The sequence below is a fragment of the Streptococcus suis genome (assembly GCF_016775005.1).
GTDB classification, from domain to species: Bacteria; Bacillota; Bacilli; order Lactobacillales; family Streptococcaceae; genus Streptococcus; species Streptococcus suivaginalis.
On sequence record NZ_JAEUXI010000002.1, the window covers coordinates 265,882 to 287,283 of the forward strand.

Annotated in this window: 14 protein-coding genes; 4 read left to right on the forward strand and 10 right to left on the reverse strand. The window is 45.3% G+C overall.

Going from position 1 to position 21,402, the window contains the following annotated elements:
* Nucleotides 1-28 precede the first annotated feature (28 nt).
* Nucleotides 29-1,012 carry a Gfo/Idh/MocA family protein gene (locus JNG37_RS03375; protein ID WP_158455973.1) on the reverse strand — a complete coding sequence of 328 codons (984 nt, stop codon included), beginning with the start codon at nt 1,010-1,012 and terminating at the stop codon, nt 29-31.
* A 90-nt stretch (nt 1,013-1,102) separates the two neighbouring features.
* On the opposite strand from JNG37_RS03375, the gene rnhC reads away from it, so the two are divergent.
* The 4 genes from rnhC to JNG37_RS03395 all read left to right on the forward strand — a co-directional run bounded on the left by rnhC (nt 1,103) and on the right by JNG37_RS03395 (nt 5,931).
* Nucleotides 1,103-1,993, forward strand: coding sequence for a ribonuclease HIII (gene rnhC / locus JNG37_RS03380; RefSeq protein WP_158455975.1), 891 nt, complete (start codon nt 1,103-1,105; stop codon nt 1,991-1,993).
* Nucleotides 1,994-2,006: 13 nt separating this feature from the next.
* On the forward strand, nt 2,007-2,618 hold the full coding sequence (gene lepB / locus JNG37_RS03385) for a signal peptidase I (RefSeq protein WP_158455977.1): 612 nt from the start codon (nt 2,007-2,009) through the stop codon (nt 2,616-2,618).
* Between the two features lie 38 nt (nt 2,619-2,656).
* Entirely contained in the window at nt 2,657-5,149 is a 2,493-nt protein-coding gene (gene recD2 / locus JNG37_RS03390; RefSeq protein ID WP_158455979.1) for an SF1B family DNA helicase RecD2, read from the forward strand.
* Between the two features lie 104 nt (nt 5,150-5,253).
* Nucleotides 5,254-5,931 carry a hypothetical protein gene (locus JNG37_RS03395; RefSeq protein WP_158455981.1) on the forward strand — a complete coding sequence of 226 codons (678 nt, stop codon included), beginning with the start codon at nt 5,254-5,256 and terminating at the stop codon, nt 5,929-5,931.
* A gap of 172 nt (nt 5,932-6,103) precedes the next feature.
* On the opposite strand, the gene JNG37_RS03400 is transcribed toward JNG37_RS03395, so the two are convergent.
* The 9 genes from JNG37_RS03400 to JNG37_RS03440 form a co-directional block, all read right to left on the reverse strand.
* Complete coding sequence (locus tag JNG37_RS03400) at nt 6,104-7,234, reverse strand: serine hydrolase (protein ID WP_158455983.1); 1,131 nt, start codon at nt 7,232-7,234, stop codon at nt 6,104-6,106.
* Nucleotides 7,235-7,617: 383 nt separating this feature from the next.
* Nucleotides 7,618-8,625, reverse strand: coding sequence for an ABC transporter permease subunit (locus JNG37_RS03405; protein WP_158455985.1), 1,008 nt, complete (start codon nt 8,623-8,625; stop codon nt 7,618-7,620).
* Complete coding sequence (locus tag JNG37_RS03410) at nt 8,618-10,150, reverse strand: sugar ABC transporter ATP-binding protein (RefSeq protein WP_158455987.1); 1,533 nt, start codon at nt 10,148-10,150, stop codon at nt 8,618-8,620. Before JNG37_RS03410 ends, JNG37_RS03405 begins: the two co-directional genes overlap by 8 nt.
* A 123-nt stretch (nt 10,151-10,273) precedes the next feature.
* The gene (locus JNG37_RS03415) at nt 10,274-11,356 is read right to left on the reverse strand and encodes a galactose ABC transporter substrate-binding protein (RefSeq protein WP_158455989.1); all 1,083 of its coding nucleotides are present in this window, start codon (nt 11,354-11,356) and stop codon (nt 10,274-10,276) included.
* A 106-nt stretch (nt 11,357-11,462) separates the two neighbouring features.
* Complete coding sequence (locus JNG37_RS03420) at nt 11,463-12,395, reverse strand: 1-phosphofructokinase family hexose kinase (RefSeq protein ID WP_158455991.1); 933 nt, start codon at nt 12,393-12,395, stop codon at nt 11,463-11,465.
* Nucleotides 12,396-12,525: 130 nt separating this feature from the next.
* Entirely contained in the window at nt 12,526-13,152 is a 627-nt protein-coding gene (locus JNG37_RS03425; RefSeq protein WP_158455993.1) for an NAD(P)-dependent oxidoreductase, read from the reverse strand.
* Between the two features lie 190 nt (nt 13,153-13,342).
* Nucleotides 13,343-13,777 carry an Rrf2 family transcriptional regulator gene (locus tag JNG37_RS03430; protein WP_158455995.1) on the reverse strand — a complete coding sequence of 145 codons (435 nt, stop codon included), beginning with the start codon at nt 13,775-13,777 and terminating at the stop codon, nt 13,343-13,345.
* A gap of 14 nt (nt 13,778-13,791) precedes the next feature.
* Nucleotides 13,792-14,859 carry a DNA polymerase IV gene (dinB, locus tag JNG37_RS03435; RefSeq protein ID WP_158455997.1) on the reverse strand — a complete coding sequence of 356 codons (1,068 nt, stop codon included), beginning with the start codon at nt 14,857-14,859 and terminating at the stop codon, nt 13,792-13,794.
* Between the two features lie 91 nt (nt 14,860-14,950).
* Nucleotides 14,951-21,334 (reverse strand): endo-alpha-N-acetylgalactosaminidase family protein, encoded by a 6,384-nt coding sequence (locus JNG37_RS03440; RefSeq protein ID WP_158456001.1) that lies wholly within the window; start codon nt 21,332-21,334, stop codon nt 14,951-14,953.
* Between the last annotated feature and the right edge of the window lie 68 nt (nt 21,335-21,402).

The following is a 21,402-nucleotide window of genomic DNA, read 5'->3' on the forward strand; positions in this document are numbered from 1 at the left end:
ACTGACTTTCTTCTTTCGAGCTGGGGTTCTATTCTTCTTCTGGATAAACCAAGCCCCATTCTTTTCGGAGTTGGGTCATGATCTCCATGACATCTTGGGTAAATACTAGGTGCATAGTGTTTTCGATGCCTGCGACAGCTTTTTCCATATCCGCCACTTCATAAGAAAGAGCCTTGGCCGTATCGCCCGCTTCGATTACCTCTTGGCTACCGTCTTCAGTATAGGTAATGACTGCTTTCTGACCACGAGGGTACTCGTAAAGCTCGATGTAGCCCTTGTCGTAGGCAATGGTGCCCCGTTTTGGCTGTTTGGCATGGAGGGTCAGGGCGATGGTCGCCATTTCTCCTGCATCATTGCTGAGCAAAATCCCTACCTGCTCGTCCACACCTGTCGGAGCTAATTTGACCTGGGACAAGACCTGGCTAGGCTTTTCCGTCATAAACCAACGGACAAAGGACAGGGCGTAGACACCAATATCCAAGAGGGCTCCGCCTGCCAAGTTTTTATTGAAAAAGCGGTTGGACATGTCGTATTCCTTGTAGCTACCAAAGTTCATCTGGATCATCTTCAATGCACCCAGTTTGCCACTGGCAACGACTTCATGCAGCTTACGGTAAATAGGCATATGGAAAATGGTCATGGCTTCTGCCAAGATGACCTGGTTTTCCTCTGCCAGTTGAATGGCTTCTGCTAATTCTTCTGAATTAAGCGTAATAGACTTTTCACAGAGAACATGTTTGCCCGCTTTCAAGGCCTTACGGAGGTAATGAATATGGGTATTGTGAGGCGTAGAAATATAGATAATATCCACTTCAGGATCCTCAAACACTTCATCGATTTCTCTATAAACTTTCTCGATGCCATATTTTTGCGCAAATTCCACACCCTTATCATAGGTACGGTTGGCTACAGAGTAGAGGTTGCCCCCCATAGCCTGCAAAGCCTGAACCAATTCATTGGCGATAACACCTGTTCCCAGAGTCGCCCAGCGAAAGTTCACTTCTTGTCCCATCCCAAATCTCCTTTACTTTTGCTTCTTCTACTATAGCAAAAACTAAGGTTTTCTGCACACTCTAACCAGCATTTGTGATACAATAAAAACATGAATACAGTCGTAATAAAGGTCTCTCCACAGGAAGCGACCAAGATGGCCAGTCACTACGCTGCTTATCAGGCACCCAGTAAAAATCCCTATATCACCGCCTTTTTCAAACTGAATGGAGCCAGCCTCTCCATCTATACTTCTGGAAAGGTCGTTTTCCAAGGGGAAAAAGCAGAGCAGGAAGCAAGTCACTGGGGTTATAAACCAGAAAGCTCTGGACAGACGACCAGTCCTGGTCAAGACCTGCCCATGATTGGAACAGATGAGGTTGGAAACGGGTCTTATTTTGGAGGTTTGGCAGTCGTTGCTAGTTTTGTCCGCCTAGAAGACCATGCCTTTCTCAAGTCGCTTGGGGTGGATGATTCCAAGAAAATGACAGACCAGAAAATCTGCCAAATCGCCCCTCTCTTAAAAGAGAAAATCCTCCACCAAGCTCTGCTATTGTCACCGAAAAAATACAACGAAGTCATCGAACAGGGCTATAATGCAGTATCTATCAAGGTCGCCCTACACAATCAGGCTATTTTCCTCCTCTTGCAAAAGGGTGTCCAGCCTGAGAAGATTGTCATTGACGCCTTCACTTCCAGTCAAAATTATCAAAAGTACTTGAAGAAGGAAGCCAACCAATTTGCCAACCCCGTCACTCTAGAAGAAAAGGCTGAGGGCAAGTATCTGGCTGTGGCAGTATCTTCTATTATTGCTAGAGCTATGTTTTTAGAAAATCTTGTCCAGCTTGGTCAACTAGTTGGGATGAATCTGCCATCAGGAGCTGGAAGCAAGTCAGACCAAGTCGCAGCCAGCATCTTAAAAGACTATGGCATGGCAGGACTCAACCAAACTGCCAAACTCCACTTTGCCAATACACAGAAAGCACAAAAATTAGTGAAATGAGGAAATCGTTGAAATGAAAAAAATGTCATTTGCAGGCTTTTTAGCAGAATGGGGACTCTTTACCCTTTTTATCGTCGGTTTTATCTTGAGCCGTCTCTATATTTGGAGCCCGGTGACAGTTGACGGCCACTCCATGGACCCGACACTTCTGGATCAAGAGCATTTGATCATGGTACGGACAACTAGCATTCAACGTTTTGATGTGGTTGTAGCTAGTGAGACAGATACCAATGGCAAGGAAAAACTGATTGTCAAACGGGTCATCGGGATGCCAGGCGACACCATCCGCTATGAAAATGATGTCCTCTACATCAACGACCAAGAAGTGGATGAGCCTTACTTGGACCAGTACTTGGCAGCTTACAGCCAAGACAAGCTCCAGTCCGTTTACTCTTATAACGCGAATTTTCAAACCCTCGCTCTTGAATCGACAGCCTTTACCATGGATGCCAACAAGTACGCGAGCTTTACCATCCAAGTCCCTGAAAACCAATATTTCTTGCTAGGGGATGACCGTCTGGTATCACAGGATAGCCGTCATGTGGGCACCTTCTCTGCTGACCAGATCGAAGGGGAAATCAAGCTACGCATCTGGCCATTCAACCGAATTGGTACCGTTCAGTAATCACAAGTTCGCTTGTGATTTTTTCGTAAGGAAAGACTATGACAGAATACTATTTCACCGGAAGCATCGACCGAATCATTTTTGAAAATCCGGCAAACTTTTATAAAATCCTTCTCTTGGAAATTGATGAAACCGACGCTGACTATGATGATTATGAGATCATTGTCACAGGAACCATGGCAGATGTCATCGAGGGAGAAGACTATCGTTTCTATGGCAATCTAGTCACCCATCCCAAATACGGCCAGCAGCTTCAAATCTCTCGCTACGAACGTAGCAAGCCTACTTCTGCTGGTTTGGTCAAGTATTTCTCTAGCGACCATTTCAAGGGAATCGGGCGCAAAACGGCAGAGAAAATCGTCCAACTCTATGGAGAAGATACCATTGACAAGATTTTGGCAGAGCCTGAAAAACTAACCCAAATCAGCGGACTATCGACTGCCAACCGCCAAGCCTTCCTAGAAAAACTCCGTCTCAATTATGGCACCGAGATGATTCTCTCACGCTTAGCAGAATACGGCATCCCAAACAAGCTGGCCTTCCAAATCCATGAAATCTACAAGGAAAAGACCCTTTCTGTCCTTGAAGAAAATCCCTACCAGCTGGTTGAAGATGTACAAGGGATGGGCTTTACCCTGGCTGACCGAATGGCAGAGAACCTGGGTATCGATAGCCAGTCTCCCCAGCGCTACCGGGCAGGCTTGCTCTACACCCTCTTACAGCAATCCCTAGAGAGCGGAGACACCTATATCGAAGCACGCGCGCTCCTAGAACATAGCTTAGACCTGCTCGAAGCAGCTCGTCCAACAGAATTGGACCCCGCGGCCCTTGCCCAGGAAATCACCAATCTCCTTCAAGAAGGAAAAATCCAGCAAGCAGGGACCAAACTCTTTGACAATAGCCTCTATTTTGCAGAAGAAGGCATCCATAAAAACCTCCACCGCCTACTGACCAAGTCTTCTACCAAGACCTTTTCGAGAGAAGAGATTGATCTAGCCATCAAGGAATTTGAAGAGATGGCCAAGATCCAGTATGATACCATCCAAAAGGATGCCATTCGTCAAGTCATCAGCCACCCCGTCTTTATTTTAACAGGGGGACCAGGGACAGGAAAAACAACGGTTATCAATGGAATTATCGCTGTCTATGCCATCTTACACCAAATTGATTTGACCCAAAAACGGGAAGACTCCCCCATCTTACTGGCTGCTCCAACAGGTCGGGCTGCCAGACGGATGAACGAGTTAACAGGCTTACCGGCAGCAACCATCCACCGCCACCTCGGCTTAGTAGAAGGCCAAGAAGAGACCTACCGTGACGACTATCTAGATGCTGAATTCATCATCATCGATGAGTTTTCTATGGTGGATACCTGGCTGGCCAACCAGCTCTTTCAAAACATCTCCTCGAATACCCAAGTGCTGATTGTGGGTGATGCCGAACAACTCCCTTCTGTCAGTCCTGGCCAGGTCCTTGCCGACCTCCTAAAGATTGAACAGCTACCCAGCATCACCCTGGAACGGATTTACCGTCAGTCAGATGATTCTACCATCGTCACCCTAGCCAGCCACATCCGCCAAGGAGCCCTACCGCCAGACTTCCGGGAAAAGAAACCAGACAGGTCCTACTTCGAAGCCAGCAACCAGCAGATTCCTGCTATGATTGAACGGATTGTCAGCGCAGCCGTCAAATCGGGCATCCCAGCCTCGGAGGTGCAGATTTTGGCCCCCATGTACAAGGGGGCTGCAGGTATTGACCAGCTCAACACCATCACTCAAGCCTTGCTCAATCCCAAGGAAGAAGGCACACTTGAATTCCTCCACAATGACCAAGCATTTCGCCAAGGAGACCGCGTCATCCACCTTGTCAACGATGCCGAAGCCAACGTCTTCAACGGAGATTTGGGCTACATCACCGACCTCTTACCCGCTAAGTATACCGACTCCAAGCAGGATGAACTGACCATCAACTTCGACGGCAACGAGGTCACTTACCCACGAAATGAATGGTATAAAATCAGCCTAGCCTATGCCATGTCCATTCACAAGTCCCAAGGGAGTGAATTTCAAGTAGTCATTCTGCCCCTGACCCGTTCCAGCAGCCGGATGCTCCAGCGCAACCTCCTCTACACGGCCATCACCCGCTCAAAGAGTAAATTGATTCTCCTCGGTGAAAGCAGCGCCTACCAGATTGCTGTTCAAAACGCCGGTACGATCCGAAAAACCTATCTGGTCCCTCGTTTCCAAGGGGAAAAAGCAGAGCAGGAAAGCAAAGATAGCCTGGCAGAGTTGAAAGAAAGCCCAACTAGTCCAGCTAGCCAACCCACAATAACAAGCCCATCCTTATCCCAAACAGCCACAGATTCACAGACAAGGGATCGTCAACAACTGACCCTTCTAGAACAAGAAGAGCCAGAAAGGACAAGCACCCACCCTAAAGAATACATTCTGACGGTGGACAACCTGCTAACCATCGACCCTATGATTGGCATTCGAGAGGCAGATATAGAGGAATTTTTCAAAAATAGATAACAAATAAATTTCTTTTGTTACAAATATATTACAAATATTACAAAAATGTGTTGACGATGCATTGTTTTCCTGATATACTTTATCTATATTTGGAGGTAATGAAAATGAAAAAGACTACAATGAACGCTCTCATCCTACTAGCTGCTAGTTGCTTATTGGTAGCCTGCTCATCAAAAAAACAAGAAAGTCAGACAACTCAATCAAGCACTACACAAACCAGCACTAGCTCAACAACCGTTTCCAGCTTAACGGAAACGACGACATCAAGCAGCGTTTCAACAGAAACAAGTCAACAGAATCAAGAAAGCCAAAGCTCACAGGGAGTTGAGAGTCTTGTAAGTAGCACAACAACCCATAGTCAACTCCTTACCCTACCAGCAACCAGTATCCCTAATGACTTAGTGGGAACATGGCAAGGAAGTAGCCAACAAGCTCGTCAAATTGATATGGTCGTTACTGCCGATGGCACCGTTACCGTAACAAACGACTTCCGTCAAAATGAAAATCAGGATGCAAATGGACTAGTCCAGACCTTTACTGCAAAAATTTCTGACCTTGTCGAGTACAAGCCTAATCATTTCATCATTCGGAATGCGGAGAGTGACATAGCAGCTCTTCTCCCAGGCATGACTGGACTCGGTGGGCGGATTACACCTGGATTTATTTTGGAAAACAGTCAGTATAAGGTCATCTTGTGGGGAAATCCTATTGACAGTTCAGAGGCAGTATATGACTTAGAAACAGAACCAACTATTCACGTCACGCTCAATAAGTTAGACTAGAGATTCGCTACATCTTGCTGGCTTATCTGAACAATCGAGTGCATGTAAAATTTATCATGAGCAACATATCGTTATTCTATGTCCCAAAAAGAATAATCCTATAAAGTACTCACTATATAAAAAGACTAGGTCGCCAATGGACCTAGTCTTCTTTCATTTTCTTCTTTTCTATTTAGATTGGATAATGGCCTACCATAGCCTTCTTGGCAGGATTCATATTGATTCGGTGCCACTGATTGATGACATAGGCAAGAGCAACGACCTGGTTGTAGCCAAATCCATCAATTTCCAGATCATCTTCTGAGGCTCCACCAAAGTTTGCCGTATAAAGGGCAATGCTATATGGCGTTTCCTCCATCACGATGGCATCGATATTCAATGCTTCCCTGACATAACCTGGTTTTTGATAGACGGTCACACCGTGAACGTATTCTTCATACCACTCTCCAGGAAAAGCTAAATCTAGATAAAGCAACAGGTCGGCATACTTGTTTCGATGATTGTAGAGGTAGTCCAAGACCTGGCTGTAATAACTACTAGTTGTCTTGTTTCCTTCTAGCGAAAACGTTGGAATATCAGGATTTTTGGATTGGCCGTAGCGTCCAAACATACCATAGGCGGCAACCATCCCTCCGATTCGCTCTGATAAGGCATAGGCTGGCGTATTTTCCGACACAACAATGGATCCATATTGCATATCTGCGATGGTCATTTTGCCATTATAATTGGCGACATAGGCATCGTGTTCAGGTTTGTATTCGTAAGGTGTTGAGGTGATATCATAGGCCTCCGTTTCCGATACTCCCCCCTTTTCTATAGCATCCACAACCAGCATATTCAGGGGGAGTTTGTAGGTAGACCCCGCTGTCATCGGCTGGGTGTCGTTCATAGAAAAGACCTCATTGGTTTGGAGGTTTTTATAGGTAAAGGCCACCTGAGAGGAATCCAACCCCTGTTCTGCTAGAAAGGCTTGGACTGTCTCTTCCAAACTCAAATGAACATAATCGTAGTAGAGATAGAGACTATCCATATAAGCCAAATCTTCTTGCAGAGCCAATTCCCGATCTGCTAATGACTTATAGACCGGACGGACAGTAGGCTCAGTTTGGGATGTATCTTCTTCTCCATCCGAATCTGTTTCTGCTTGATCCGTCGACGTTTTAATTGTTTGGTCTGAAGGGCTTGCTACCTGTTGACCCAACCAGAGGATACTCCCTACTAAGATAAGGGCAAGAAGACCAAGCAAGTAGGGCAAGCGGAACCAATCTTTAACGGAAAAAACTTTTTTTCGCTTCCGTCTCATTAGACCTTCACTAGATTCAGGCGGAAGGTCTAATGGAACTGCAACCAATTCTTGGTCATTCCTAACCTTATCTTGCTTCCATAATTGATCAATGGTTAGATTTGTTCTAGGAAATCGTTTATAAATATGGCTTCGCTTGCGTCTAGTTGGTACCCTTCTTGGGCGTCGTCTTTTAACTGACCTTGACCGAGCTTCACGCCTTAATTTTCTTTCATATTTCTCATTTGTCATAACTGTTATAGTATAGCTGATTTCTAGGCGCTAGACAAGTAACTCTACTCACTAAACAGCCCAACATTCGTTTTGAGCCTATGGTTTTCCTTACATTCAAAACCATCAAAAAGAACCTTCCTAGCGAAGGTTCCTGTTCCAAAATGGGTTTTTTATTTTTTAACAAGGGTTTTCCGAATATCGAGGGCAACAGCAACGATGATGACAATCCCTTGGATAACGTTGGTCATATCTGGTGTCACTCCCAAGTAGGTCAAGCAGACTTTGAGCAACTCAAAGACGAAAACCCCAAGGAGAATACCCGGTACGGTACCTTGACCTCCGGCAGTTGATACACCACCGATTGTAGCAGAGGCAATGGCATCCAGCTCATAGCCCATACCGGCACCTGCACCAGCTGAACCTGTTTTAGCAGATAAGAGGAAACCAGCTAAACCGTAGAGCAAACCTGCCAAGAGGAAAATCTTGATTTTGGAGAAGCGAACATTGACACCTGATACTTCTGCAGCGTTCTCATTACCACCAATTGCATACATGTATTTACCATAGCGGGTTTTATTATAAAGCACCCACATGGCCAGACCAACTAGGGCTGCAATGATGGTAATATAGGGAATGAAGCCAAATAACTTGCCTTGACCGATTGCCACAAACTCATCCTTAAAGGTACCGATTGGTTTGGATTGCGAGTAGATAAGGACAAAACCATAGGTCATAATCTGGGTTCCCAAGGTCGCCAAAAATGGTGGCACGCTGAGGAAAGAAATAATTGCACCATTAAGCAAACCGAGAAGGGCACCGACAGCTAGGGCTGCCAAAAGTGGTACAAAAATCGGCATGTCTGGTAGGTCTGGGAAAAATTTTTGGGCAAAGTCTGGTCGCTGCACCAAGGTCGCTGTGATAATAGCAGTCAAGCCCACAATCCGACCAGCGGATAGGTCTGTACCACGAATAATCAAGCAGCCTGATACACCCAAGGCAATGATAAAACGAACAGAGGTATTAGCCATGATATTGGCAGCATTTCCAAGGGTAAAGAAATTATCCTGGGTCAGGCCAGTATATAAAATCATGGCAGCGACAACGATATACATGGAGTTCTTTGTCAAGAAATCTCCTAGATGAAATTGAGATGGTTTATCTGACAGAAGTTTAGGCATCTGTTTCTCCTCCTTGCTGATTGGTCATAAATTTAGTTGCCAGCGTCATGACGGCCTCTTGGGTTGCATCTTCACGATCAAGGAAACCGGAGATCCGTCCCTCACACATCACCATGACGCGGTCAGATACGCCAAGCAATTCCGACATTTCTGAGGTAATCATGATGATGGATTTGCCTTCTGCGGCTAGGTTGTTGATAATCTGGTAGATTTCATACTTGGCACCGACATCGATTCCGCGTGTCGGCTCATCCAAAATCAGAATATCTGGATCATTGGCCAACCAGCGGGCAAGAATCACCTTCTGCTGGTTTCCTCCTGACAAACTTTCAATATGCGTCTTGGTCGAAGGGGTTTTAACCCGCAAACGGTCCACACTTTGATTGACAACCTGGCTGATTTGCTTCTCATTCAGCAAACCCAAGTGTCCCAAATATTGGTGAAGGGAGGCAATCGAAGCATTATCAGAGACCGATAAGACACCAAAAATTCCATTAAAACGACGGTCCTCCGTCACCAGAGCAATCTTATTGGCAATGGCTGCGGCAGGATTTTTAATCTTGACTTCTTGGCCTTTTACAAAAATCTTCCCTTCTTTCAAGACCCGCATACCATAGAGGGCTTCCATCAGTTCCGTCCGTTGGGCCCCGACTAGGCCACCAATCCCTAAGATTTCGCCTTTTTTCAGGTCAAAACTAGCGTTCTTAAAGGAGAGGGGACTTGGAGAAGTTAGATTTTCCAGTCGAAGAACGACTTCCTCTTCCACCTTATTGGTTTTCTCAGGGAAGAGACTGGTCAGTTCACGACCAACCATGGCCTGGATGATTTTTCCTGTCGTCATCTCAGCTGCAGGCCATGTACCGACATATTGGCCATCACGCATAACCGAAATATCATCCGAAATTCGTAAAATTTCATCCATCTTGTGGGAGATGTAGATGATGCCAATATTTTTCTCCTTGAGCTGCTGGATAATGCTGAATAATTTTTCTACTTCCGAACTGGTTAAGGAGGAGGTCGGCTCATCCATGATGACCACCTTAGCCTTGTGGGAAATGGCTTTGGCAATTTCGACAGACTGCATTTGAGAAACTGTCAGATGATGGAGCAGGGTCTTAGGATCAATCTGCAAACCCACCTCATCCAATAAGGCCTTGGTATCCTGGTTCATCTTGGCATGGTCAACCAAGTTAAACCGCCCCAAGGGATAGTTGCCCAAAAAGACATTCTCAGCGATAGTCATCATCCGTATCGGTTGCAGCTCTTGGTGAATCATGGACACACCTGCATCAATGGCTTCCTTGGAATCCTTGAAATTGACTTCTTGACCGTCAAACAAAATGGTTCCACCATCTCTGTGATAAATACCAAACAAACATTTCATCAGGGTGGATTTCCCTGCGCCATTTTCTCCCATCAAGGCATGAACTGTTCCCGGACGAAGTTTGAAACTAACATCATCCAGGGCCTTGACACCTGGAAATGTCTTGGTAATATGTTTCATTTCTAAAATATATTCACTCATTCTCCCGGCTCTCTTTCCAAAAAAATATGTTCTCACTATACGTACAATCACCATTTTTCAAGGGAATCATAGATAGTGAGAACGCACTAATCGTTTTGCAAAATTGATTACTTAACAGGAAGCTTATTCAGCTGAACGTTTTGCGTAACGTTCTTTGATTTCTTCGATTGTTTCAGTTTTTGCTTCTGCTTCTTTCAATTCAGAATCAGCTTCTGAAGTCACTTTCACGTAGTCAACCCAGTAGTAAGGAGACACATCTTCACCATTCATCAACTTAACTGCTACTTGTGCTGCAGTGTGTGATTGGTTGAAGTGGTCGTTCAATACAGTACCAGTCAATTCACCCTTAGCCAACAATTCCATCGCATCTGGAATCGCATCAACACCGACTACAAGGATGTCTTTGCCAACTGTACGGCCAGCTGCTTTGATCGCAGTTACCGCACCAACTGCCATACCGTCGTTGTTTGCAAAGATAACTTCCAACTTGTCACCGAATTGTTCCAAGGCTGCAGCAGTCACTTCTTGACCTTTTGCAGTATCCCAGTTTGCGAGGTAAGGCTCAGCCAAGGCTTCACGTTTGATACCTGCATCATCAAGGGCTTTAACAGAGTAAGTTGTCCGTTGTTGTGCGTCAACGTTTGCTGGGTCACCAAATAGGGTGATGTAGCTCACTGTACCGTCACCGTTGATGTCACCCTTGCTGTCAGTAGCAGCAATGATTTCACCTTGGAAGGTACCAGACTGAGTTGCATCTGCACCAACATAGGTTGTTTTACCAGGCCAGATTTCCAGTTCAGCAACTTCTGGCTCACGGTTGATCAATACAACTGGGATATCTGCAGCTTTTGCAGAGTTGATAATGGAACCTGCAGCAGTTGGGTCAACCAAGTTTGCCAAAATCACGTCTTTACCTTGTGCAATAAAGGTATTGATTTGTTCTGTTTGTGTCGCTTGGTCTTGCTTACCATCTTGGATATCCAAGACATAGGTATCGCCTGTTTCTTCACTCAATTTTTTGAAGTAGGCATCCAATTCTTCACGATAGAGTGTCATAAAGTTGTCATCGAATTTGTAGATGGCAACACCAACTTGATAGGTCTTACCAGACCCTGACTCTGCAGTACTGCTTTCTTCTGACTTACCACAAGCAACCAAGAGCAAGCCAACGAATGCAAGCGCCAAGAGCTTCAATACTTTTTTCATTCCTTAATCCTTTCTTTTTAAGCATAAAGCAGTCGAAGCAATCAACTTTGTAAACGGTTTCCTATGTTGATATAATATAATATTGTATGAGATATGTCAAGAGGGTTTAGGAAGGATTTGCCAGCTCCTCCACCGCTACTTCCTGTAAAACCGATAAAAATTGATGGGGATGAACCTCTGGAAAATCGTTGAGACAGTTAGCTGTTGCAAAGGCTGCAGCCTCTGCTAGATAGATTTCAGGTGCTTCATTTTGCACCAGACCTTTGACCAAAACACCCAAATAAAAGTCGCCTGATGCAATCGGATTGCGGGTGATTTTTTTCGGCGATTGCACACGGAAAATGCGCGTGCCAATCTTTGCCAGGCTTCCCTTGCTGCCCAAGGTCACAATCAAGTTTTCATGAGGAACTTGGTGGCGCAAGAGGTTTTCAATGGCTGTTGGATCTTGTTCGTCTAGGTCAGGATAGATGTCTTTCAACTCTTCATTGTTGATTTTAATTAAGCTAGGCTGGGCTTGATAAGCTTGGACCAAGGCTGCACCGCTAGTGTCAACAATGGTATGAACCTCTGGATGTTCATCGATAAAACGACGAATATAGTCATCAGGCATTCCTGCCATCAATGAACCTGAAAAGACCACAAAGTCACCTGGAGACAAGGACTCTTTTAAGCGGTCAGTAAAGGCAGTCAAGAGGCTTTCAGTTAACTCCAAGCCCTTCTCATAAACCAAAACTACCTGACCAGTAGCCTCCTCTAGATAGATGGTACAGATGCGCGTGTTGCGGTCATGTTGGGTCAAAACCAAGGGGTTCTGCCTTTCTGTGTTCAGCGCCTGTATGTAATCACCGATCGGGCCACCCAAAATTGTATGAATGCAATAGTCTGCCTGCCCCCTTTCTCGCAAAGCATAAGCCACATTAAAACTTTTTCCACCTGGAAAATCACGCACTTCCTTGGGACGGTTTGGAATCTCTTTCTTCAATTGATCGACAATAATGGTGCGATCCAAAGCTGGATTGGGACAAATTAAATGAATCATATGCTACTCCTTTCACTCCTATTTTATCACGAATTCTTTAAATAATATATCTTTATATATAATTTAAAATAAAACGAAAAAGCCTAGGAACCCTAGGCTTTTCGCTTGAAACTCATCCAAACGACACTTACTAACCGAGAACCGACAAACGGACCTGATTGTGCTCGGAATTTTCCGCCAAATCCAGCAAAGCGACTGCATAATCACGATAAGAAATGTAGCTTTCACCTTTTGCATTGACCTGGAAAACCTCACCCGCTAGGGTGTAAACACCTGTCTTTTCACCAGTTGCATCGAAATCTGCTGCTGGACTTAGGTAGAGCCAGTTGACATCCTGTGCTCGGCGGTAGATTGCCAAGCCCTCTCCCATTGCTTCTGCAATCGGAAGATACTCAGCTGGAAAATCTGGACTATCTTTCAAGGCAAGTTGACCGGTTTCATCAAGAAAGAGACTACCCGCTCCACCGACAATCAGCAATCGAGTTGGACTTGCTGCCAGGAGAGTGGTCAAGTGCTCTGCCAACTGACTATGCTGCGGCAAGGTCTCAGCTGTCCAAGCACCGAAGGCATTGATAACAAGATCGAAACCCGCCAAGTCTTCTTTGGTAAGAGCAAGAGCGTCTTTTTGGATTACTTCCTGTGCCTGACTCTTGTTTTCAGAACGGACAATAGCTGTCACTTGGTGACCACGTTCCACTGCCTCTTGAGTTAATACTTGACCTGCTTGGCCGTTTGCTGCGATAATAGCAATTTTCATTATTTGCACCTCTTGTTGTTCTTTTTTTGTTACAACAAAACTATACACCTACTTCGTTGTAATGTCAATGATTACAACTTATAAAAATTAAAAACCATCTGTAAGATGGTCTCGATTCAACAAAAATAAGGGACGCATCCAATAAAATGGCCTAGCAATCCAGACAAGATTCTCAAATCGCCATCCTCCACTAGGAGGAACCTGATTTCAATTCTACCATCAAATCAGCTAGACTTGAGGTCTCTAATTCCATCTCCATCGCCTGCTGGGCTGCTTGCAAGCGGTGGTCTAACAGTGGATGAATCTGACGACCAACTTGACAAGCCGGATTGGGTTGCTCATGAAAACCAAACAACTGCCCTTCACTTCCAAATGGTTGAACAGCCTGATAGACTCGCAAAAGACTAATTTCAGCTGGATCTGCTGCCAATCGTGCCCCACCAACTCCACGTGCCACCTGGACTAGGCCCGCCAGCTTGAGTTGGGATAAAATTTTTCGAATAATAACTGGATTGACCCCGACACTTGCTGCGATGGTTTCGCTGGTCTGCTTTTCTTTTTCTCCTTCAATCGCTAGCAACAACAAGATATGGCTGGCAATGGTAAATCGACTGGATATCTGCATAGCAATCCTTTCTTCTAATCAATAAAATTGGTAAGGGTCACTCCCAAAAGACGGATACCCTTTGCTGGTTTGGCGACTTGGTCAAACAAATCTCGCACTTCTTTTTCAATCTGCTCCAAACGATCAATTGCTTCCGCAAAACTATGCCGCTTGGTCAAGGTTGAAAAATCACCGTAGCGGATTTTCAGTACAATGGTTCGCCCCTTTTTATCATGCTTTTGTAAGCTTGTAGCGACTCGTTTGCAGAGACTGGCTAATTCTTTTAAGGCATCCTCTTCCCGATAGAGCAGCTTGCCGTAGGTTCGCTCCTTGCTGATGGACTTACGAATACGATTGGCTTTGACGGGTGAGTTGGAAATACCACGTGCCTTACGGTAGAGATCATAACCAAAACGACCAAACTGATCGATCAAGACCATTTCTGGGATGGCTAAGAGGTCTTTGCCTGTATAAACTCCCATTTCTTGCAAGCGAGCGACTGTTTTTTTTCCAACTCCATGAAACTTTTCCACAGGTAAACGCGACAGAATCTCAACTGCCTCTTCTGGCAAAATCAAGGTTAAGCCCTTAGGTTTTTCCATATCCGAAGCAATCTTTGCTAAAAATTTATTATAAGACACTCCTGCTGAGGCTGTCAAATGCAGTTCATTCCAGATATCATACTGGATCAACTTGGCGATTTTGACTGCGGAACCGATCCCTAGCTTGTTCTGGGTCACATCCAAATAGGCTTCATCAATCGACATGGGCTCGACCAGATCGGTATAGCGCCGAAATATGGCACGGACCTGCAAACCGACTTCCTGGTATTTGTCATAGTTTCCCGAAATGAAAATAGCCTGTGGGCAACGCTGATAGGCTTCCTTGCTGGACATAGCTGAGTGAATACCATATTTTCGTGCCTCGTAGTTACAGGTGGAAACGACTCCTCTGCCACCCGATTTTCGAGGATCTCGTGCAATCACCACAGGCTTCCCCTTGAGTTCAGGATGGTCCCGTTCTTCAATGGCTGCAAAAAAGGCATCCATGTCGATATGGATGATTTTTCGTGAACGATCATCAATCAATGGAAACTCTAACATCCTACCCTCCTCACTCTATTATAAACTATCCTGCTTGATTTTTGTTTTTCCCAATTCAAAAAAGAGAAAGGAAATCCTTTCTCTTTTGAGCTTATTTGTTTCTACGACGACGGCTTGCTAAGCCAAGTCCTGACAACAAGCTGGCTGTTCCCATTACCAGAAGAGCTGTTGATTCAGCAGCTGCTGTATTTGGTAAGGTCTTCGCGTTTTCACTTGTTTCTTTCTTGTTTTCTGCTGCTTTTGCAGTTGGAAGTGGTGCTTTCTTCGTTAACAAGTCCCCTTCATAAGCTGGAATGAAATGGGTCAAGCTTTCGTTCAGAACCAAACCACCTTCAAAGGCTGGAAGTGGCTCAGCGTAAGCTGGTTCTCCCTTAGCAGTCACAAGTTCTTCTTCGCTTGTAGTACCGGTGTCACCTCCTGTTGTTTCACCTGCATTACCAGTATCACCGCCGGTAGTTTCGCCTGTATTTCCAGTGTCTCCGCCGGTAGTTTCGCCTGCGTTACCAGTGTTATCTGTATTTCCAGTAGTTCCACCAGTTAGACCTGCCAACCAAGTTTCCAGCATTTGGGCAACTTCATCCACCGTTGACTGGTCATTGCTCTCAATAGCTTGGGTAGCCAACTCGAACAATTCAGCAAGTTGAGCTGTCTGGGTTTCATTGAGGCTTGTTGGATCCAATCCCTCTGCGTCTGCTAGCAATTTCTCAAGCGCTGCAGTATTGAGGGTTTGCTCACCACTTGCATTACCACCTGTTGAGTCACCAGTTGTTGAACCACCTGTATTGTCCGTTGTTTCACCGTTTGTTGTGCCAGTATTGTCGCCAGTTGTAGAGCCACCTGTGTCTGGTTCAGCACCGTTCAAGCGTGCAACTGCTGCTGCCAAACTTGTCTCTGTCAAAAGGTTGGCTGCTTCAACTCGTGCAACATAGGCTGCTACTTGGTCTGCCAAGGCAGTTTTACCAGCTGTACGAGCTGCTTGTAAGGCTGTTTCATAAGCAGAACGGTCTAGCTCTGCCTCTTCTTCAACAGGCATCAAGAAGCGGAATTCAGCTGCGGACATGAAGTTGTTGACAGGGTTACCGTATGATTCCTTACCTGTGATAGACACGCTTGCGATACGGATTGGTGTCTCAAAGGCAATACGTTTGGTTTGGCCATTGTTTGCCCAGTCTCTTGCTGTGAAGGTATGGGTTTGACCTTGATCATCAGTCACCACCAAATCAAGGGCCTTCAAGATGCCGTTTGCACCATTTTGACGTGGTACATACTCAAAGGCAGTAATCAATTCTGGTTTGCGGAGACGGAAGGTTGCCGGAACATTGATGGTTGGAGTATACCAAGGAGTATGCCAAAGGGTTGACGTATCTCCGTCAAAGGCTTTGAGCAAGTCTTCCCCTTGTTGACTAGGAGCATTTGGCACGACAATATCATCTTTAGTCACCGCAGTCTTACGGATTGTCAAACCTTGACGCGCTTGGTTGACCGCATCAATCAAAGCTTGCGCTTCTTCAATGGTCACATCTTCTGAAACAGAACCAAGGTTGAGAAGGGCATCCTTGTATGGTTTCAAGCTAGACTTGGTGTAGGATTCATCTAAAACTGGTGTGTTGATATTGTAGTAGTTCATAGCCAACATATGACCTGTCAACTCGACTTCTTCAATCACCAAATTGTCCAACATAAAGTCGTTGTAGCCACGGAAGTTAGCATTTCCTTGGGTATCTCCCTTCGTATCACCAGGACGACGTGTTGAGAAGATACCAACCCAGCTATCGCCAGATGCCGCACCAGTCACAAGGAAGTTTGCCTTACCAGGTGTCTGGCTATTTTCCCAAGTGTTGTTCAATGGTGTCAACAAGAGGCTACCTGAGCGGCCATTGTACTTGCCTTCACCGATTGCAAATGCATAGGTACCATTTGAACCTGCTTCATAATCAAAGCTTACACGGTAGGTCTTACCTGCTTCAAAGCGGAAGTTTTGTGGAATAGTTTGGTAAACCAGACGGTCACGAGCAGTCAAGCCATTTGTCTTCAATGACCAGTCGCCTTCGATAACATCGTTGACTTTCTTGCCATTCCAACCACGTTGGGTATATGGTTCGTGTTTTTCGGACAAGTGAGTACGGTTGTCCTCAACGCCTTCGATACCACCGATAACAAATGGGAAGATACCTTGTGGTACATTTTCAAAGTCTTGACGGAAGGCACCTGTACTTGTATTGTGATTGCCACCAAACATGCTTGAATTATTTTCAAAGATGCGGATTTCGTCGAAGTAGGTTGCCGCTGCATCCCCTTCTCTTGAAAGGGTCAAGCGAACGTTATCCACATTGTCTCCTGTTGTAAAGAAGACATACATGTTTTGGAAGTAACTTGTGTTATCAACAGTCGCATTGCGCTCCAGGGTATTGTGGGCATATGCTTTGACATAGTTGAGGGCAATGGACTCTTTAGTATAGTTAGAAACAGCTTCACTGCCATTGTGAACCGTGATGGTTGCCTTAGCCTGGCTACGGTTATCCACACCAACATAGGCTGCGTAGCTTGTATTTGGTTTCAAGCCAGTTAATGTTTGGGTCAGGCTAACTGTCTCTGTGTTACCTTGGATGCGCAACATGTCGTTGGCACCTTGGGATTTCACGATTGTTGCCTTGCTTTGGTCACCAGTAATGTTCCAGTGAGACAAGCTACCTGAGTTAAAGCCTTGGTCATAGATGTGCATACCATCGCTCCAAGACACGTCTGCGTTGGTCTGTTGCGTACGGTAGAGTACGTATGGCATGTTGGCCTGAAGGTCCAGCGTGATGCGGCCATTGCTTACTTGGATAGCTTGTTCTTCTACTTTTCCAAGCTCGGTCAAGCGATAGAGGTAAAGCGTACCGGTGTTCCAACCTTCTGGCATATCCCACGTAGTTGCTCCAGCCTCTTCGTTGAAGTAGTACATCTTTTGTTTGTCAATTGCCAAATCTTTACCGTTGGCATCCCAGTTCCAAGGCACCAAGTAAGCTGCACCATCTTGGATCTTACGACCATTGAGGGTTACTGTCCGTTGACGGTAGCCAGCATTGTTGACATCATTTGACTTACGAGTCAAGACCAGAGTATTGTCAGACTTGTCTTTCAAAGTGATTTCCATCTCTGGTGTCCAAGTATAGGTTTCTCCGTTGTCCGTCATACGAACAGGATCACCATTCTTCCAGTTGGTTACTTGGAAGTGTTGGATATACTTGGTCATCAGGTTGTTGGCAAACAAGTTGGTAATGTAGCCATTGTAGTCGCTACGTCCCTGCCAGCCTTCAAAGTCTTTCATATCGTAGCCACCAAGCAATGGATAGTTGGCAGCGCCACCGTAAGCTGGGTAGTCACCAACCCATGAATCTTTTTGGTGGTTGCGGATAAAGCGAGCGATGTTTGAGTTGATCCCTTTCAGAGTGTAGCCACCGTAGGTCAAATCTGCTGCCCAGTGCTGGAAGGTTGAATCATACTCACCTGCATAGCCCCATTCAAAGGCAACACGCCAATCTTGGGCATTGATTTCTTTAGCGAGAACGTGTGTTTCCCAAGCATTTTCACCACCTGCTTGGCCATTGCCCCAAACATCGACATAGATAAAGTCAAGGCCTGCACCAAGGGCTTCTTTCAAATCTTCCCAACGTTTCAAACGGTTATGGGCAAGATCATAGTGACCACTGATGTTGATTCCTTGGTCGATCCAGTTCCAGCCGTAAGCGTAGCTACCGTTTTGGCCACGACGTAAGATTTCTTCACTGAAGTATTTGGATTCAGGATAGGTTTCTGATGCGTTAACGTGGATACCTAATTTTGCACCATATGGTTGGGACTTTTCAATCAAGGTCTTGAAGTCTTCCACCCCACCGATCCGTTTACCAATATCTGCATAGTTCAGGTGGCCAGAGTCATGACCTTCACTACCATAACCTTTCAAGAGGATACTTTGTCCCAAGCCATCTGTATGAAGGGCAATTTTCTTAATGCCATCCAAGGTCATCAAGAATGGGTTTTGAGCCTGTGATCCAAAGTTCATGGCAATCCGGTAAGCTACCAGTTCTGGTACAGATTCAAATCCTTTCGGATTATTCATGATGGCACGGTAAGCAATGGCACCATCCTGCCAATCAACTTTGTTGTCATTGTTAGCATCAGCTGTAAAGACAACTTTTGCACTTGGCTTATCGAGTGTATACTCTGGATAGACGACGCCATTGTGGGCACCTTGCCATTTGAACTCAGACGATGCGATACCGAAATGAAGGCTTGTCTCTCCATCAACTGTATAACGATTGCTGTTGGATGTTAAACGTGTAAAGTCACTTGCACCGCCACCATAGCTATGTTGAGAGTTGCTCCAAACTGCGGCAGCTACTTGATCTGTTGATACAAAACCATACATGTAGCCCTTGCGCTCATAGTTAGCCACATCCTGCAACTGGATATGTTCATCACCTGTACGGTGGGTATGGGTGGACATGCGGGTTCCGTCAAATTTTGCATCTGTTTGATGGCTAGCCACGGAAACCAAGTTATTATCATCAAAGGAAATGCTTTGAATCAACTTAGCCACATCATCAATGGCCGCTCCGTAGGTCACTGGGTTTCGGTTTGTAACTTCCAGTACATCAAAGTGAAGCTCTTTTCCTTCCACCTTGATTTGAACTTTGATAGAGGCATTGATTTTGTTCGCTTCATCTACAACATCCAAGACATAGTGAGCTGTCTTAGCATCCACTTTGGTGTAAGTTACTTCTGGTGTTACCTCTAATTTGTTGATGCGGAGTTTGTTGATTGGGTTAACTTGACCGTAAATCTTATTACCATTGAAGGTGTACTCTTTTACACGAGGGAATGCACGGTCGATTTTAGCAGTCAATTCACCTGAATTGAGTTCATCATATTCAACTGCTGCATCATTGACAACAACTGCTGTCGTTGGCGTATCTTCCTTCCCATCTGATGGGGCAACACCTGTCTGGTTATCTGCCTTAATATCAATTTTGGTCAATTCAGAATTATAGGTTCCCAATTTCAAAGCAACACGTTTTTCTGCTGCCAAGGCTTCTTTCACAGCTGTTTCTAGGTTTAAGGTGTCAAACAATTGCACATCATTGTTGGTCGCATTTAGCTGACCATCAGCCTTATAAGAAATAGACAAGGTGTTGCGGCTATTTTTTGCTGGTGCAGTTGTGACTGTCCGTTCACGGAGCCAGTTTCCTGTACCATTGACTTTATACTCCCAGAACCAACCTAAGTTGTCGTAACCAACAAAGAGGAAGTTATTTACATCTTTGTATTTGACAAAAACCCCAAAACGGCCTTGGTTGGTTTCGGAACGCTCTACAAATTCCAAGTTTACATTGACATTGCCTTCTGAACTTGCTTCCAAACCAGCTTTTTCAAAGACAGCAATATTTGCGGCATTATTGTTTTGAGCTGTTGAAGAAAGGGCATTGTAGCGAACGCCACCTTCTTCCTTGATGGCAACAGTTCCTTTGATGGCAGAGGTTGATGTCCACTCTGGTTGAATATCAGCTGGTGTCGGTGTCTCTTCAACTGGTTGTTCATCAGTATTTGCTTCATCGCTATTGAGACCAGTTTGGTTGGTTACCTTGACATCCACAATGGTTCGGTCTGCACTGTAGCTGGTTACTTTCAATTTGGCAGCATTGCTCGAACGAAGATCTGCCAATACTTCTGCCGGAATTTGAATAGCATTGAAGAGAGCTGTTTCACGGTTATCTGCTGACACGATGGATGCAGACAACTGGCCCCCTGTAGTCAGATTGACATTGAGACGGTAAGCCGTATCTTTCACTGGCTCATCCACACGTGTGCCACTATACCAAGTTCCACCATTGGTAGCCACAGGAGACTTGTACTCCCAGAACCACCCCTGCTTATCATAACCAACCAGAATATGTTTGGTGTGGCTCGTATGGTTCAAATACACCCCAAAACGACCTTTTTCGGCATCTGAACGTTCGATCAGGTCTAGGGAAATCGCTGCACTGCCATCTTCGTTCATCTTCAAATCTGGACTAGTAAATGTACCTGTTGAAGCGCCATTATCTTGGCCACTAACAGAAGACAGGCGGTTGTAACGAACACCGTCTTCTTCACGAACTTCAACAGTACCTGCCGGGTTAGAGCTAGCGGTCCACTCTGCTGCAACTTCTTCCGTTGTGTTTGTTGCTGGCGCAAGGTTGAGTTCTGGAGTTACTGCTGCCTCTGCAGTTTCTGTCGCAGCTCTCTCTTCGACCTCCTCTTCAGCCACTGCTTCATCTGTAGGTGCTAAGACAGTTTCTCTTGTAGCACCCTCCGTTAGTGCAGTTTCTTCAGCCTTGACTTGAGCGCCAGAAAACAAGCTCATTCCCACAATGACCGAAGCTGCACCAACCGTTAGTTTTCTAATCGAGTAATGATTTTTCTTAGAAAACAATTCTTTCGAATAACTTCTCATTGTTTACCTCCTTATGATATGTTGAGAAAGTTGGTTTATACAGCTTCATTTTACAAAAACGCTTCCAC

What these genes read in the sequence shown, in the direction of transcription:
- JNG37_RS03375 (WP_158455973.1), bottom strand. Translation starts at nt 1,012, where the DNA reads ATGGGACAAGAAGTGAACTTTCGCTGGGCGACTCTGGGAACAGGTGTT.
- rnhC (WP_158455975.1), top strand. Translation starts at nt 1,103, where the DNA reads ATGAATACAGTCGTAATAAAGGTCTCTCCACAGGAAGCGACCAAGATG.
- lepB (WP_158455977.1), top strand. Translation starts at nt 2,007, where the DNA reads ATGAAAAAAATGTCATTTGCAGGCTTTTTAGCAGAATGGGGACTCTTT.
- recD2 (WP_158455979.1), top strand. Translation starts at nt 2,657, where the DNA reads ATGACAGAATACTATTTCACCGGAAGCATCGACCGAATCATTTTTGAA.
- JNG37_RS03395 (WP_158455981.1), top strand. Translation starts at nt 5,254, where the DNA reads ATGAAAAAGACTACAATGAACGCTCTCATCCTACTAGCTGCTAGTTGC.
- JNG37_RS03400 (WP_158455983.1), bottom strand. Translation starts at nt 7,234, where the DNA reads ATGAGACGGAAGCGAAAAAAAGTTTTTTCCGTTAAAGATTGGTTCCGC.
- JNG37_RS03405 (WP_158455985.1), bottom strand. Translation starts at nt 8,625, where the DNA reads ATGCCTAAACTTCTGTCAGATAAACCATCTCAATTTCATCTAGGAGAT.
- JNG37_RS03410 (WP_158455987.1), bottom strand. Translation starts at nt 10,150, where the DNA reads ATGAGTGAATATATTTTAGAAATGAAACATATTACCAAGACATTTCCA.
- JNG37_RS03415 (WP_158455989.1), bottom strand. Translation starts at nt 11,356, where the DNA reads ATGAAAAAAGTATTGAAGCTCTTGGCGCTTGCATTCGTTGGCTTGCTC.
- JNG37_RS03420 (WP_158455991.1), bottom strand. Translation starts at nt 12,395, where the DNA reads ATGATTCATTTAATTTGTCCCAATCCAGCTTTGGATCGCACCATTATT.
- JNG37_RS03425 (WP_158455993.1), bottom strand. Translation starts at nt 13,152, where the DNA reads ATGAAAATTGCTATTATCGCAGCAAACGGCCAAGCAGGTCAAGTATTA.
- JNG37_RS03430 (WP_158455995.1), bottom strand. Translation starts at nt 13,777, where the DNA reads ATGCAGATATCCAGTCGATTTACCATTGCCAGCCATATCTTGTTGTTG.
- dinB (WP_158455997.1), bottom strand. Translation starts at nt 14,859, where the DNA reads ATGTTAGAGTTTCCATTGATTGATGATCGTTCACGAAAAATCATCCAT.
- JNG37_RS03440 (WP_158456001.1), bottom strand. Translation starts at nt 21,334, where the DNA reads ATGAGAAGTTATTCGAAAGAATTGTTTTCTAAGAAAAATCATTACTCG.